Raw genomic sequence first — 14,647 nt, 5'->3', positions numbered from 1 at the left:
TAAGCCAACAGAGGAGCCAAACCCGACCCTGGCGCTACCCTTAATCCAGGCCGCCTGAATAGCAGCCCAGGAGTGACAACTTTCCTGAAAGTCACCGCACAGGCGAGACCACCAATTCGCCATTGGAGCGATGTCGTGGTAAACAAGATGGAGAAGCCCGCACGAGCAAGGCTGAGCAGCGCAACCGAGCAGCAGAACGCATTTCCTGGATGAGTCTTATGTAAAGACCAATTTTGCGTCGCAAAAGAGTCTGCTGCGCAACTGCCGATCGGCCCGGCGGAGCAAGGGTCACTCAGGAGCTCCTACTGATCTCACTCAAGACCCATCTATAGTCTCAACGAGTGGCTCTCGCGAGCCATGCGAGACGCATTAATGATTGCGGTACAACTCCTTGAGAAGTTGGTAGGCCTCATTCAGCCGGCGCATCGTCTCTTCGCTGCCGCCGGAATCGGGATGGTGGCTCATTGCCAGGTCGCGATAGGCCTCACGGATCTCAGCCAGGGTGAGTCGATGGCCCGGAGCGGTGGGTAACTGCAACAGCTTGAGCGCCCCGTGCAGGGTCATGGTGTGCTCGAGGGTCTGGAACGATGTGCCTTTGCGTCGCTTGCGGAAGCGATGCACAAAGCGACGAATCAGGGTGGGCAGTCGCACCTCCAGGGTGGACGTGCTGAAAGGATCCTCCAGCAGACCGGCCATCACCATCACCCGCTCAAAACTGGCGGGCTCGTGCCCCCAACTGGGCGCCGTGTTGGCCACCACCTCGCAGGCCAACGACCAAGTGAACGGTCTGTTGTCACTTTGATCACTCTGGGCCCAGATGTCTTGGGCCAACCAGACCATCGCCGCTTCCAACACGGCGTCATTGGCATCCTTTCCGTAGAGCTCGATCCAGTGGTTGCGGGCCCGCACCAGGGCCCTCTCCACCATTTCTCCACCCACATGGGGCAGGGGTTCGACGGACGCTTCAACGGTTTGCTGGCGCGGCTGAAGACTGCGCTTGAGTTGATCCGACTGGCGCCTCACAAACCCCGGCAGGTCGATCCCGCCCGAACGCGGCGGAGCGCTGACGCGCATCGTCTCCCCAAGGGGGAAGTCGATGTCTTCCAGATCGAGGCAGAGCTCGCCCCCCGAACCTCGGCTGACGAGCACCAACGCACCCTGCTCGTTGAATGTCGACGCATGATCGTCATCGCCAGAGGCAAGCGTGCCCTTGGCAGAAGCCTGATCAGCCGCCAAGTCGTTCTCCCCATCCTCATTGCTGGGGAAGAGTTCTTGCAGCAGGCGCTCGACAATGTCACCGCGACTGCGCAGGCCCCACTCCGCCTTGAGTCCGTCAATTTTCCCCAGCAGCTCAACCGGGAGCTCCAGGCTGAACCGACGACGTTGGGGATCACCTGGGGAAGCCATCCCTAACGGTCCATCAAGCTGCGCATCATTTGTTGTTGCGCCTCAAGCGCTTGCTGATAGCGATCCACCAGCGACGGATTCAGAGGTGACGACGAGGCCCCAGCGGCGGAACGCGGTGACAGGATCGCCGGCGGTGGTGGTGGCGGTGGATTGGACCGTAACGGCGGTAGGCCCGGCAGGGGGGTCTGAAGGACAAGCGGGGGCATCCTCTCCGCTGGATCCGCGTCAACGCCAGTGGGATCGGGGACAGCGGGAGGGATCGGAATCAGGGCGGGAGCGGTGGTGGCTGCGGTGCTGCGGGCAATCTCGAGCTGGCGCTCCTGGTTTTGCACCATGGTGAGTTGGCTTGCAGGAACCACACTGAGCAAATGGCCGGGTGTGGCATCCGCGGGATAAACCAGGCTCACACGCACCGGATTGGGAACTCCAGGCCGCAGGTTCAAGGTTGTGAGGGCAACACTCTGGCCGGAACGCAGGCCTGCGTGCATTTCCTGCAGCCCATCCTCAGAACGCACCTGAAAGGATCCCCGAAACGCGGTGAACGGCTTACTGCTGCCGGTGCTGGAGGGGTGGCTCAGCACCAGCTCGTAGGGACCGGACCCCTTGAGGTTGAGATCGACGTCAAAGCGGACCCCGTAGGTGCCGACGTTGTCCAAGGAGGAGTCGACCATGCGGCTCACCAGCGGATTCACTTGCACCTCTCGGGTGCCGAAGTTGTGGCGGTGGGTGCTGGTGAGGGGCACATGCAATGGGCCCTGCTGGGTCAGATCATGGTCGAGGCTGGCCCCGTAGCCATCGCCAATGGCAACACCACCCACTCGGGAGAACACACGCCGCCCATTGATATCAGCGATCCGATTGAGATAAACGCGGCCTGGGGCTAAGCGACCCCGGTCGAGCACAGCCAGCACATCCCAATCGCTTTGGGGGTTTTTGGCCGCCACCACCGCCATTTGGAAGGGCCCATCACTGCGTCCCTTCAGCAGGGCATTGGCGATGCCCAAGGCAGGCAGTTGGGTCTGGAACAGCACGATGCGGCTGCGGGCCGGAATGGTGATCTCCTGGCTGAGTTTGGAATCGAGGCGCCCCCGCAGAACCTGAATGGCGGTGGCATCACCCGGCCCTGTGTTCCACGGCCTTGGCCCCAACGGCCTCACCCCCATTTTGTACTGCTGGAGATAGGGGGCTTCAAAGCTGTTGCGCACCGCTCCGTTCTCAAAACGGATGTGCACAGGACGTGCACCCGGGTTGATCAGAATCAGACCGAGGGTGAGTTTGGGACGCCTCGCCGAGGCTGAAATCTGGCCACGGTTGGGAGGGAAGTATTTGTGGTGCATGTGCACGCCGAACTCCCCGTTGAAGGTGTATTCAGCGTTGCGCAGGGGTTGGCCAGTTTCGGAGGCATAGGCATAGCCAGGGGCCGTATTGATCAGGATGCCGGCGCCCTCCACCTCCTCGGGTTGGTTGGAATGCAGCACCGGCACTTTGTTGAAGCTGCCATTCAGGGGGCGGGCCTGCTGTCCAGCCATCAGCGCCACATAGGCGGATGCCGGCTGCACCTGAAGCAGCACCACAGGCGCTCCCAGGGCAGCCGCCATCAACCAGGGGAACGGACGCATGCGAGCTCCGTGACCGACTGCCCCCACGCTGGAGGGCTGAAACGACTGGGCTGAAGAATCAATGGAGTGCCTTCCCAATGGACGCGAAAGGCCTGTTGCAAATGGGATACAGAGGCTTGCCCAAAGGTGTTTCAAGGCCATTGCTGGGGAGGAAACACGACACTCGGGTGACCCGCGCAGCTCGCTAGAACCTTTGGGCACTCTTCCACTTTCTCATGCTTCCCCCCCTGGGCTGCTGCGGCATCGGCGACGAAGGAGGTCGCGACAGCTGGCGGCGCCATCAGCATCGCAAGCTGCGCATGCTGCAGTTCTGGCGTGATGGTGTGGAGCGCCAACTGGCCGCCGTCAACGCGGCGATCAGCACGCTGGAGCAACAGATGCAACGGGATGCGGCCTCCGCCGAGAGCTGAGTTCAACTGCTGCGGGAGGGCTTAGCGCCGCCCGCAGCAACGCCAGGCCCCGCTTCAGCCGACGCTGCACGGTCATCGGGCTCACCTGCAACCAGGCCGCGGTGCGCCGATAGGTCCAACCCGACAGCACCACCTTCTGTATCACCTGTCGCACGCCAAGCTCAAGGTTCAGGAGTTGCCGCTGCAGGAGCTCCCGCTGCTCCTCTGGCTCATGGTCCAGGCGGGATTCATCCTCAGCCAAGCCGCTGCCTAGACGCCAAAGGGCCAAAGGCTCATCTCCTCCGGGCTCAAAGGCCATGGGGCGTCCCATCGCCTGGCCCCGCAGCAGATCTTGCCACTGGGTTTGGCTAAGCCGCAGAGCCATGCGCAGATCGGTTGCACTGGGCTCCTGGCCGTGCTGGGCACACCAGCTGGCTTTGAGTTGTCGCAGCTTGTCGTGCAGCTCCATCTGGCGACGGGGCAAGCGCACCACCAGGGCTGAATCCCGCAGGTAGTGGAGAATCGCGCCGCGGATGTGCGGCCTGGCAAAGGCTTCAAAGGGTGTGGTGGTCTGGGGCTGGTAGAGCTCCGCAGCCCGAAGCAGGCCGAGCAGGCCCACCTGGACAAGATCGTCGAGAGGTTCGGGGCAACGGCGGCCGTAGTGGACAGCGATGGGCGTAACCAGTCCGCGGTAGAGGTTCACCCGCTGGTTGCGTTGTTGCAGGGCCCGGCGTGACAGGTTGCCGGTGGGGTGGCTTGGACGCTTCGTGTGGTCGGTCATGGGTCAGTGGTCGTTCGACAAGGGGCCGCAACCCCTTCCTTTCCAACCAGCCCCAGCCGCATCGGCTTTGGCAACCGAGAAATTACGGAACGGCGCTCAACGGATCAGCGTTCCACGAATGGGCGTTCAACGGATCGGCAGCGGCGCACTGGCCACCGCCTGCAGCAAGGCCCAGGGCCCTTCCCGTGCCAGCCAGCTGAGATCGGAGCGCTCGGTGCACAGCAGATAGCCCGCAAAGGCCAGGGCGTTGAGGCTGAAGCCCGCACAGTGCTCCTGGCGGCGCCGCACCGTTAGCAACCAGTGATCGTCGAAGAGCAGGTTGTAGGGATGGAGGGGCTGGGGGTCGTGCTGGGGGCAACCCAGGCCCAGCTGCGCCGCATGCTCCCGGTACAGGCCCTCCAGATCGCTGTTGCCTAGGGGATCGATTCGCCGACTCAGCCGATAGGCCCAGGGCATCGGCGCGGCGCCAGGCATCGACTCCCCTGGGGGCTCCAGTTGGGCCGCAAACAGCGCAGCAAGGGGGCAACTGGGTTCTCCGGCATGGCGTGGCAACACTTGAAGATGCCGATGGGGTTGGCTGGCACCAGCGGCGGCGCAGCTGTTGAAGAACCACAACCCCCCCGTATCCGCGTCAAGCTCTGCCACGGCCTGCCAGTCGACGGCTGTCAGCCAGCCGGACTGGGGCTGCCAAGCCTGGGTGATCAGCAACAGGTGGCCCGGTTGCACGGGGTATTTGTTGAGCAGCACCACATGGCTGGATCCCAGACGGTCCACCTCCAGGGCTGGTTCCCAGGGGAGGAAGGGGTTCGGCTTGGGCCCCCCACCCCGTAGGTGTTTGGGGGTACGGCTGAGCAGACGGCGCAGCACAAAAGGCTCCAGCTCGGGGGCCTGTACCACTTCTGTGGCCAGGGGCACCAGGGCTCCGCAGCGCTGGGCCTCCCCGCAACGCTCCAGGGCCCGCTGCCAGGTGCGCTCAGCCCGCACCGGCCTTGAGACGGGCCAGAGATGCACCCTGGTAGTAGTGGCCAAGGATCTGGTTGTAGCGGTAGCCCTGTTGAGCCAGATCCTGGGCCCCGTGCTGGCTCATGCTGGCGCCGAGATGGCCGTGGGCTTCCAGGCTGATCTGGCGGTTGGCGGCGTAGAGGCTTTCGACGATGGCGCCCTGGTAGCTGAGAATCAGGCCAGCGGTGCTGGCGGCGGCCTGGCGGGTGCGGTTGTTGCTGCTGGAGAGGCCCTTGTAGGCCTGCCAGCGGGTCGTATCGCCCAGGTGCCAATGACGGTTGGCCGGGCGAGCCATGTGGGCCAGGGCATAGGAGCGAGCGGCCACGGCCTGGGCCCTGAGGGCCTCCATCGACCAGCTGCTGGGCATCTCAGCCCCCACCACGGCGTCGATGTAGGTCTCCAGAGCCAGGTGGTTCACCAGCCGCGGGCCCTCGGTATCGCGGATCAGCCGCAGCCGGCCGCCGTAGGGGCGTCCATTGACCAGCAGCGACCCACCCTTGGTTTGCAGCCAAGCCTCCGGGCCTTGCTGCCACACCTTGGCCAGATCAACCCGACTTTCGGCATCTCCTTGCTGCAGCAGCTGGCCATCTCGGCTCAACAACTGCCAGGGGCCAGGTGCCGTCAGATCCGGTGCCGCACCGGCGCTGAGCAGGGCGACGCGTATCTCCAGATCCACGCCCGGCCCCGCTTCGGGCTCCACCAGACCCACGCTGGCTGCGCTGCCCTGCGCGGGTGCACGACGGGCCTCTAGTCGCCGCAGCTGCTCCGCCGCGGTGGTGGTGTCGGCGGCCGGTGGTGGTGAGTCGATCAGGGCATCCAGCAGCTCGCCCTGGGCGGCGCCATAGGGCCGGGGCACCAGGCCCTGGGCCGCAAAACCAACCGCCACCGCCGCCACCGCCATGGGGCCCGCCAGCATCAAGCGAGGGCGCACAGGGACGACCAGGCCTCGGCTCCGGAGCCATCGGCGTGCACCCGCAATGTGCCGTTCCACAGGAGATGGCCCGTACCGCTTAGGCGGATCATGCCTGAGGACGCCGGTTCGCACACCACCTCGCAGACCATGCCGCCGGGACGCGGGGAGCATTGCCAACCCACCACGGAGCTGCGGCCCAGCCGCTCCAACCAAAAGGGCGCCACCAGGGCGTGGGCCGAACCGGTCACGGGGTCTTCATCGATGCCCAGTCCCGGCGCGAAAAACCGCAGTTGGTAATCGGCTGGTTGACCCAACACGGTGGGGGGCGGCTCGGCCGGATCGTCGGCACAGGCCTGCATCAGCACCAGGCCAGCCCGATCTGGACCCTGGAGCTCCCCGGCAAGGCCCGCCATGGCCTGCAAGGGCGCAGCCGGCAACAACGCCACGCGATACCCCAGGCTCGAGGCCCAGTAGGCCAGCGGGGTGACACCCAGATGGGCCTGCAGGAGCCGAATCAGCGGCGGGGACGGTTCGGCCGGCAACAAGCCGGCACTGGGGAGCACCAAGCGTCCCGAGGCACCACCGGGGTCGAGCGCCACCGCCAGGGGGCCGCTGCGGCTGAGCAGCTCAACCTCCTCGTTGGGACCCAGCAGCTGCCAATGGCCCAGGGCCAGAAGGGCCGCCAGGGTGCCGTGGCCACAGAGGGGCACCTCGCACCTGGGGGTAAACCAGCGCAGGCACCAGCGGTCCTGCTGGCGCAGCAGAAAGGCCGTTTCCGATTGGTTGAGGCTGCGGGCGATGCCCTGGAGGGCCTGGTCACCCATGGGCTCGTCCAGGAGCACCACGGCGGCACCATTGCCGCAGCAGGGCCCATCGGCAAAGGCCTCCACCAGCACGGCTGGCCGCTGCACCAGGCCACGAACCAGCTTCGGCTCAACCCGTGGCGGGCTGCTGGTCATGGCTGGGCCCATTCCGGCCGCAGATCGCGCTCCATCAGGGCGCGCACCGCATCCGCCGGGGTAGCGGCGCCATCGAGCACCTGCACCACCTGCTCACAGATCGGCAGGTGCCAGCCCTGGCGAGCGGCCAGCTGGAGGGCCGCCCGGGCGGTGCGGGGCCCCTCCACGGTGGCGGCGATCTGGTCGTAGGTCTGCTCCTCGCTGCATCCCTCCGCCAGCAACAGGCCGCAGCGGTAGTTGCGGCTGAGGCGACTGGTCGCGGTTGCCAGCAGATCGCCCAACCCAGCGAGTCCGTAGAGGGTGCTGGTGACCCCACCGAGCCCCTCCAACACCACGCCGATTTCGGCCAGACCGCGGCAGAGCAGCGAGGCCTTGGCATTGGCGCCCAGGGCCAGGCCGTCGGAGATGCCGGCCGCCACGGCCATCACGTTTTTGAGAGCACCGGCCGCTTCGGTGCCAATCGGATCGCTGTTGGTGTACATGCGCAGGGCCCGATCGCTCAGCTGTTGCTGCAGCAGCTGGGCCAGCTCCTCATCAACACTGGCCACCACACTCGCCGCTGGCAGCCCCTGCTGCACCTCCGTGGCGAGGTTGGGGCCGCTCAACGCCGCCAGTGGTGTGCTGGGCAACTGGGCGGCCCAGAGCTGGGTGGCCGTGGTCAGCTGGGTGAGGTCCAGCCCCTTGCTACAGCTCAGCAGCGGCAGGCCTGCGGGCCAATGGGGGCCAAGCTCCTGGGCCAGGGGCGGGACGCCAGCCATGGCCACTGCCGACACCACCAGATCCTGCTGGCTCAGCAGATCCACAGCGCTGCCGCCGTCGCGCCGGGACCAACCCGACACCGTGTGGCCCTGGCGCTGCCAACGCTCCGCCAGGGTCTGCCCCCAGGCCCCCAAGCCCAACACAGCAATGCGAAGCCCCATCGGTTCCGGTGCAGCAGGCCATTTGGCGCTGCCATCATGCGCCAGGGCTGAGGTCGTGTCGCCAGTCCAGGGTTTGCGTGTCTTCAGCTCCCCCTTGCCCCAACCCCCTGCACGCCTGGCAGGGCAGCGCCCTGGTGGTGGGCTGTGGCGGCATCGGGCAGGCGCTGTTGCAGGAGCTCACGCGGCGAGCACCTCACCTGCAGCTGCTGGGGGCCTCGCGCCGCGACTGGCGACGAACGGGGGATGCCAGTTGGCAGGGCGTGACGCACCTTCCCCTGGATCTGGTCGACGACGCCAGCCTGGCCCAGCTGGGTCCCACCCTCGGAGCCTTCCCCCCCCTGCGGCTGGTGATCCACACCGCCGGATTGCTCCATGGGCCTGGCTTGCAGCCTGAAAAACGCCTCAGCCAGGTGAGCCGTGCTGCCCTGGAGCAGAGCTTTGCGGTGAATGCCTTTGCGCCCCTGCTGCTGGCCCAGGCCGTGGATCCCGCCCTGCCGGCCCAGGCCCCCTTTCACTTCGCCAGCCTTTCAGCCCGGGTGGGCAGCATCGGCGATAACCATCTGGGCGGTTGGTACGCCTACCGGGCCGCCAAGGCCGCCCAGAATCAGTTGCTGCGCACCTTGGCGCTGGAGTGGCGGCGCAGAAAACCCCAGGGTTGCGTGAGCCTGCTGCATCCGGGCACCACCGCCACGGCCCTCTCCAGCCCCTTCCAGGCGGGTGTGGCGCCAGAGAAGCTGTTCAGCACCGCAAGGGCCGCCAGACAGCTGCTGGACGTGCTGGAGGGGCTTACGCCGGAGCAGAGCGGCCAGTTCTGGGCCTGGGACGGCCAACCCATCCCCTGGTAGGCGGTGGTGCCGGGCCAGAGCGCCAGCCTCAGGCTGCGTTGGCCTGCAACAGCTCGAGCGGAATCACCTCCAGGGCTGTGTTCTCCGTGGCCTCCAGACGCACCGGCGGGGCCATGCCGTCTTCGTAGGCCTCCAGCCAGCGCGGGGCGCAGACGCACCAATGGTCGCCGGGCTTGAGGCCGGGGAAGCCGTAGTCCGGGGCCGGGGTGCTCAGATCGTTGCCCTGGGCCTGGCTGTAGCGCAGGAAGGCTTCTGTCACCACGCAGCAGACGCTGTGGCGACCCAGGTCGGCCGCATTGGTGCGGCAATGACCATCCCGAAACCACCCGGTCATCGGCTGACAGCCGCACACCACGAGGGGTTCGCCCAACACGTTGAGGTCGGGGCTGGGTCCGGCGCTGAACTCGCTCACGGGATGACGTTCTCTGGGGCGGTGGCTCAAGTCTGGCCAATGGTTCGCGCCGTTGCAGGGCCTTCGAGGCGCGTCGAGACCCAAAGGTTCCAAGGCAACACACCGGCACAAAGTTGGCCAGGGTGGTTGACGGATTCCGGGGGGTAGGCGTTAAAGGTCGGTGAGCGCGTTCACCTTGTTTTTCAGCGCGGCCCCCTTCATGAGCTGGGAATTCACCGAAGATGCGGCCTTTCTGGCCCTCTGCGACGCCTACAAAGAAAGCGGTGAACCCTCCGCCATGGAGTTCCTCGCCCACGGCGAAGGGGCCTTCCATTTCCAGGAACTCACCCAGAACGCCGCCGGCGAGGGCATCGATCTCAGCGACTCCTCAAATCTGGAGGAGTTTCAGCAGGAGGTGATCGATACCCTTGAGGACATGTGCAGCTAGAGCTCAGGAGTAGAAGAAGGCAATCTCCTTCGGCTTGAGTCCTTCCCATCCCGCAGCCTGCAATCGGGCATCGAGGGTGGCCTGATCAAAGTGCTTGGAGCCCGTTTTCACGATCCGGTTGCGCATCGATTTCTTGACGCCACTGCGGGCACGCTGGCTCTCCAGGTCCATCACCTCCGTGTAGAGGGCCACCATCTCGGCGGGGATCGGAGTGCCGTCGAGGTCGATCCCCGCGGCGATGGCAGCGTCAACGCCGCCGGGTCCGGCAATGGCCATGGCCGTGCTTCACAAGAACGATCAGGCTAGAAGGACCCACACGCGCTCCCAGGCCAGAACGGCCTTGTTTTCAGGCCGAGAAGTAGCGGGCCTGGCTGTGCAGCGCCACCAGAGCCGTGGTGCTCTGCTCCGGCTCCAGCTGTTCGCTCTCGTCCATCGACAGCCCAATGCGATCAGCCCCGAGCCAGGTGAGCTGCTGGCGGGAGTCGGCCACATTCGGGCAAGCCGGGTAGCCGAAGGAGTAACGGCTGCCGCGATAGCGCTGGGCCAGCACATCCCGCAGCGGCATCTCGGCTGGATCGGCGAAGCCCAGCTCGCGGCGAATGCGGGCGTGCACCCACTCCGCCAGGGCCTCCGCCATCTGCACTCCCAATCCGTGGAAATACAGATAGTCGCTGTATTGATCCGCCTTGAACAACTCCTGGGCGAAGCGGGTGGCCCGTTCCCCCATGGTCACGGCCTGCATCGGCAACACATCGGTTGGCCTCGCCGCGCCATCGGCTCCCACGGCGAGATCGCGGTAGAAATCGGCGATGCAGTAGCGGTTGCCGGAGCGCTGGCGCGGCAGCGCAAAGCGGCCGAGCTCGCGTCCATGCTCAACGGGGTCGAACAGCACCACCGCATTGCCGCTGCGACCACAGGGGAAGTAGCCATAGGCCACGCGAGGCGACAGCAGCCCTTCCGCCAGGCAACGCTGCTTCCACTGCTGCAGAACGGGCTCCGCCTTCTCGGCCAGCATGGCGTCGTAGTCGCTGCGGCTCTGCTGCTGGGTTTTGCGCAGCTGCCATTGGCCGGCGAACAGGGCATTGCGATCGAGGTAGGCAAACACCTCCTCCAGATCGATCTGCTCCTCGGTCAACACCGCACTGCCCCAGAACGGTGGCTCCAGGGCGGGCTCTTCAGGCACGGCCTCGGAGCGCTCGTCGTTGGGGGCGAGCTCCGGTGCCGTGCCCGCGGTGGCGGGCTCGGCTGGAGCCACTGGCTCCGTGCTGCTGGCCGGCGCATCTGCAGCATCACTGGCTGCCAGGCCCAGGCCTTCCGGGATCGGCCCCAGGAAGCCCTGGTGATCGTTCCAAACATCGGCGGCCTTGGCCTCCATCAATGCATCCATGAAGCGCAGATCGGCAAAGGCGTCGCGCCCGTAGATCACCTGCCCGTTGTAAGCGGCGCGGCAGTCGCCGTTGACGAAGCGGGGCGTGAGGGCGGCTCCGCCGAGGATCACCGGCACAGCGATGCCGGCCTTGTTAAAGGCCTCCAGGTTGTCCTTCATGAATGCCGTCGACTTCACCAGCAAGCCGCTCATGGCGATGCAATCGGCCTGGTGTTGTTGCTGGGCCTCGATGATCGCCTCGCAGCTCTGCTTGATGCCGAGGTTGATCACCTCGTAGCCGTTGTTGGTGAGGATGATGTCGACAAGGTTCTTGCCGATGTCGTGCACGTCACCCTTCACGGTGGCGATCAGAAACTTGCCCTTGGCCGAGCTCTCCCCTTCAACCGTCTCCATGTGGGGCTCAAGCTGGGCCACGGCCGCCTTCATCGTTTCGGCGCTCTGCAGCACGAAGGGCAGCTGCATCTGGCCGGAGCCGAACAGGTCGCCCACCACCTTCATGCCATCGAGCAGGAAGGTGTTGATGATCTGCAGGGGCGGGTAGGTCTGCAGCGCTTCATCGAGTGAAGCTTCCAGGCCGATGCGTTCGCCATCAATGATGTGCTGCTTGAGCCGCTCCTCCACCGGCAGGTCCGCCAGGGAGGGTCCTGAGGCCCGGGCCTCTTTGGCACTCACGCCCTCAAACAGGGTGGTGAGCACCGTCAGGGGGTCGTAGCTGCAGATTGCGCCCGGCTGGTCGGTTTCGAAACGGCGGCGGTCGTAGATCAGGTCGCGGCAGACCTGCTGATGTTCCGCACTGATCTTGGCCAGGGGCAGGATCTTGGCGGGGCTCACGATCGCCGCATCCATGCCGGCTTCGCAGCAGTCGTGCAGGAAGACGGAATTGAGCACGATCCGCGCCGCCGGCGACAGACCGAAGCTCACATTGCTGACCCCGAGCACCACGTGCACTCCGGGCAGATCCGTGCGAATGCGTCGGATCGCCTCCACGGTGGCCGCACCATTGAGGCGGTCCTCCTCGATGCCGGTGGAGATCGGCAGGGCGAGGGGGTCGTAGAAGATCTCGTGGGCGGGAATCCCGAACTCGAGGGCATCGCGATAGGCCCGCTGGGCGATGGCAAACTTGCGCTCCGCCGTTCGCGCCATGCCCTCCTCATCGATGGTGCCCACCACCACACCGGCGCCGTAGGCCTTGGCGAGCTCCAGCACCTTGAAGAAGCGTTCATCGCCGTCTTCGTAGTTGGTGGAGTTGAGGATGCACTTGCCCCCGGCCACCTTGAGGCCGGCCTCCATCTTCTGCCACTCCGTGGAGTCGAGCATCAGCGGCAGGTTGACGTTGGTGACCAGACGGCTCACCAGCTCATGCATGTCCCGCTCGCCATCGCGACCGACGTAGTCGACGTTGACGTCGAGCACGTGGGCGTTCTCCTTCACCTGGCCCCGGGCCACGGCCACCAGGCCATCCCAGTCTTCTTCAGCCAGCAGCTCGCGCACCTTCTTGCTGCCACTGGCGTTAAGCCGCTCGCCGATGATCAGGAAGGAGTTGTCCTGGTGATAAGGCGTGGTGCCGTAGATCGAGGCGGCTGCAGGCTCTCCCTGCAACAGGGGTCGCGCGTGCTGGCTTTCGGGGGTACGCACCGGCCTGGGCGCCGCCTGCAGCTCGGCCGAAAGGTCTGCCAGGGCGCCGATGTGAGCGGGCGTGGTGCCGCAACAGCCGCCGATCACCTGCACCCCGAGGTCTTCGACGAAGTGCATCAACTGCATCTTCATCTCCACCGGCGTCAGCCGGTAATGGGCCACTCCGCCGATGTTCTCCGGCAGGCCGGCGTTGGGGATGCAGCTCACCACAAAGGGGCTGTGCTCGCTCAGGTAGCGGATGTGCTCCTTCATCTGCTCCGGGCCGGTGGCGCAGTTGAGGCCGAGCACATCAATCGGAAACGGCTCGAGAATCGCCACCACAGCGGCGATGTCGGAGCCCACCAGCATTGTGCCGGTGGTCTCCATTGTCACGCTCACCATCAGCGGCCGGCGTTGGCCGGTTTTGCTGAACGCGGCCTCAATGCCCTGCAGCGCTGCCTTGATCTGCAGCACGTCCTGACAGGTTTCGACGATGAACAGGTCGACGTCGCCAGCCAGCAGCCCTTCGGCCTGCTCGGCGAAGGAGGCTTTCATCGTGTCGAAATCGACGTGCCCCAGGGTCGGCAACTTGGTGGTGGGCCCCATCGAGCCGGCCACAAAGCGGGGCTTCTCTGGGGTGGAGTAGGCATCCGCCATCTCCCGGGCCAGTTCGGCAGCGCGCTGGTTGAGGGCAAAGGCCTGATCGGCGATGTCGTATTCCGCCAACACCAGGGAGGTGGCTCCGAAGGTGTCGGTCTCGATCACATCGGCACCCACCTCCAGAAACTGGCGATGCACCGCCTGCACCGCATCCGGGCGGGTGAACACCAAGACTTCGTTGCAGCCCTCCAGCGCTGGACCGCCGAAGTCGTCGGCGCTCAGATCCATCTGCTGCAGCGAGGTGCCGGTAGCACCGTCGAACACGAGCACGGGCCGCTCGGGCGCGTGCAGCCGCTCAAGAAAACCCATCCTCTGTCCCACCCGGGGTGCCACCGCCGTGCCCATCTCGCTCAACCGTCCACGCGGATCCGTGTCACCCAATGGTCATAGGCGGGATCGCGGCCCTCCGTGATCGCTGTGAGGCGCTCGCGAATCGCCTTCATCACCGGCCGAGCGCTGGGCAGGTCAGTGGATTCGACGCGACGCACCGGGGTGACCTTGGCGGCGGTGCCACTCAAGAACACCTCATCGGCAATGAACAACTCGCTCTTGTCGACGGGGCGTTCCAGGGTGGGGATGCCCATCGACTTGGCCAGCTCCAGCACGCTGGCGCGGGTGATGCCCTCAAGGATGTCCTGATCAACGCCGGGGGTGATCAACACGCCATCGCGCACGATGAACAGGTTCATGCCGCTGGCCTCGCTCACCTTGCCGCGGCTGTTGAGCAGCAGGGCTTCATCGAAGCCGCTCTTGACCGCCTCCGTTTTGGCGAGGGAGCTGGTGATGTAGGCGCCGCTGATTTTGCCGCGCAAGGGCAGGGAACGATCTTCCTGGCGGGTCCAGGAGCTGATGCGGCAACTCACTCCCTCGGGGGAGAGGTAGTCGCCCAGCTCAAGCCCATAGATCAGGAAGTCGGTTTCGATGTTGTGCAGCCGTGGGGCGATCCCCAGGTCGCTGGTGTAGACAAACGGCCGCAGATACACCGGGCAGGTGGGCTTGTTGGCCCGCAGAAAGACGCCGATGGCGTCGTGAATCGTCTGCTCCGGCAACTCGGTGAGCAGCAGCCGGGCGCTCTGGCTGAGGCGCCGGGCGTGCCGGTCGGCGCGGAACAGCAGGATCTCAGCGGGGTCGCTGGGATTGGGCAGGGCCCGCATGCCCCCGAAGGCGCCGGTGCCGTAGTGCAGGGCATGGGTGGCCACCGACAGGGTGGCTTCGGCAAAGGGCACGCATTTGCCACCAAACCAGGCGTAGGGCAGGAACTGGTGCATGGTGGGGCGAAGCGGGCGGAGCTGAGGCGTCGGCCGGAGGCCGT

At 65.7% G+C, this 14,647-nt stretch carries 14 protein-coding genes; 3 read left to right on the top strand and 11 right to left on the bottom strand.

The annotated features are described in order from the left end of the window. Nucleotides 1–369: 369 nt before the first annotated feature. Nucleotides 370–1,407, bottom strand: coding sequence for a J domain-containing protein (locus CJZ78_RS10280; RefSeq protein WP_094561222.1), 1,038 nt, complete (start codon nt 1,405–1,407; stop codon nt 370–372). 2 nt (nt 1,408–1,409) lie between these two features. Beyond that, on the bottom strand, nt 1,410–3,026 hold the full coding sequence (locus CJZ78_RS10275) for a DUF3370 family protein (RefSeq protein ID WP_094561221.1): 1,617 nt from the start codon (nt 3,024–3,026) through the stop codon (nt 1,410–1,412). Between the two features lie 215 nt (nt 3,027–3,241). Here CJZ78_RS10275 and CJZ78_RS10270 point away from each other — a divergent pair, with 215 nt between their 5' ends. Further along, the gene (locus tag CJZ78_RS10270) at nt 3,242–3,436 is read left to right on the top strand and encodes a sigma factor SigF (protein WP_094561220.1); all 195 of its coding nucleotides are present in this window, start codon (nt 3,242–3,244) and stop codon (nt 3,434–3,436) included. Here CJZ78_RS10270 and CJZ78_RS10265 read toward each other — a convergent pair. The 5 genes from CJZ78_RS10265 to CJZ78_RS10245 form a co-directional block, all read right to left on the bottom strand. After that, nucleotides 3,384–4,196: a sigma-70 family RNA polymerase sigma factor gene (locus tag CJZ78_RS10265; protein WP_094561219.1), complete on the bottom strand. Its 813-nt coding sequence runs from the start codon at nt 4,194–4,196 to the stop codon at nt 3,384–3,386. The two genes, CJZ78_RS10270 and CJZ78_RS10265, sit on opposite strands and share 53 nt — an antisense overlap. Nucleotides 4,197–4,322: 126 nt before the next feature. Next, nucleotides 4,323–5,207 carry an ATP adenylyltransferase gene (locus tag CJZ78_RS10260; protein ID WP_233128673.1) on the bottom strand — a complete coding sequence of 295 codons (885 nt, stop codon included), beginning with the start codon at nt 5,205–5,207 and terminating at the stop codon, nt 4,323–4,325. Then, entirely contained in the window at nt 5,170–6,114 is a 945-nt protein-coding gene (locus tag CJZ78_RS10255; protein WP_233128671.1) for a SpoIID/LytB domain-containing protein, read from the bottom strand. The genes CJZ78_RS10260 and CJZ78_RS10255 overlap by 38 nt, the downstream gene beginning before the upstream one ends. After that, a complete protein-coding gene (locus tag CJZ78_RS10250) occupies nt 6,114–7,070 on the bottom strand; it encodes a PhzF family phenazine biosynthesis protein (RefSeq protein ID WP_233128670.1) in 957 nt (318 codons plus the stop codon). The genes CJZ78_RS10255 and CJZ78_RS10250 overlap by 1 nt, the downstream gene beginning before the upstream one ends. Beyond that, nucleotides 7,067–7,990, bottom strand: coding sequence for an NAD(P)H-dependent glycerol-3-phosphate dehydrogenase (locus CJZ78_RS10245; RefSeq protein ID WP_094561217.1), 924 nt, complete (start codon nt 7,988–7,990; stop codon nt 7,067–7,069). Before CJZ78_RS10245 ends, CJZ78_RS10250 begins: the two co-directional genes overlap by 4 nt. Before the next feature lie 77 nt (nt 7,991–8,067). Here CJZ78_RS10245 and CJZ78_RS10240 point away from each other — a divergent pair, with 77 nt between their 5' ends. Then, entirely contained in the window at nt 8,068–8,835 is a 768-nt protein-coding gene (locus tag CJZ78_RS10240) for an SDR family NAD(P)-dependent oxidoreductase (protein ID WP_198953880.1), read from the top strand. 28 nt (nt 8,836–8,863) lie between these two features. On the opposite strand, the gene CJZ78_RS10235 is transcribed toward CJZ78_RS10240, so the two are convergent. Further along, nucleotides 8,864–9,247, bottom strand: a complete 384-nt coding sequence (locus CJZ78_RS10235) for a DUF2237 family protein (protein WP_233128669.1) — start codon at nt 9,245–9,247, stop codon at nt 8,864–8,866. 199 nt (nt 9,248–9,446) lie between these two features. Between CJZ78_RS10235 and CJZ78_RS10230 the strand changes: the two genes are divergently transcribed. Continuing rightward, nucleotides 9,447–9,674: a hypothetical protein gene (locus CJZ78_RS10230; protein ID WP_094561232.1), complete on the top strand. Its 228-nt coding sequence runs from the start codon at nt 9,447–9,449 to the stop codon at nt 9,672–9,674. A gap of 3 nt (nt 9,675–9,677) precedes the next feature. On the opposite strand, the gene CJZ78_RS10225 is transcribed toward CJZ78_RS10230, so the two are convergent. The 3 genes from CJZ78_RS10225 to CJZ78_RS10215 form a co-directional block, all read right to left on the bottom strand. Next, nucleotides 9,678–9,950: a DUF4090 family protein gene (locus CJZ78_RS10225; RefSeq protein ID WP_094561216.1), complete on the bottom strand. Its 273-nt coding sequence runs from the start codon at nt 9,948–9,950 to the stop codon at nt 9,678–9,680. A 70-nt stretch (nt 9,951–10,020) separates the two neighbouring features. After that, the gene (gene metH, locus CJZ78_RS10220; RefSeq protein WP_094561231.1) at nt 10,021–13,680 is read right to left on the bottom strand and encodes a methionine synthase; all 3,660 of its coding nucleotides are present in this window, start codon (nt 13,678–13,680) and stop codon (nt 10,021–10,023) included. A 5-nt stretch (nt 13,681–13,685) separates the two neighbouring features. Next, a complete protein-coding gene (locus CJZ78_RS10215; RefSeq protein WP_094561215.1) occupies nt 13,686–14,603 on the bottom strand; it encodes a branched-chain amino acid transaminase in 918 nt (305 codons plus the stop codon). Between the last annotated feature and the right edge of the window lie 44 nt (nt 14,604–14,647).

Origin of the sequence: Synechococcus sp. 8F6 (assembly GCF_002252665.1) — a bacterium.
Classification (GTDB): Bacteria; Cyanobacteriota; Cyanobacteriia; order PCC-6307; family Cyanobiaceae; genus Cyanobium_A.
Note: the sequence above shows the minus strand (reverse complement) of the source record. Positions and strands in the feature narration are given on the sequence as shown.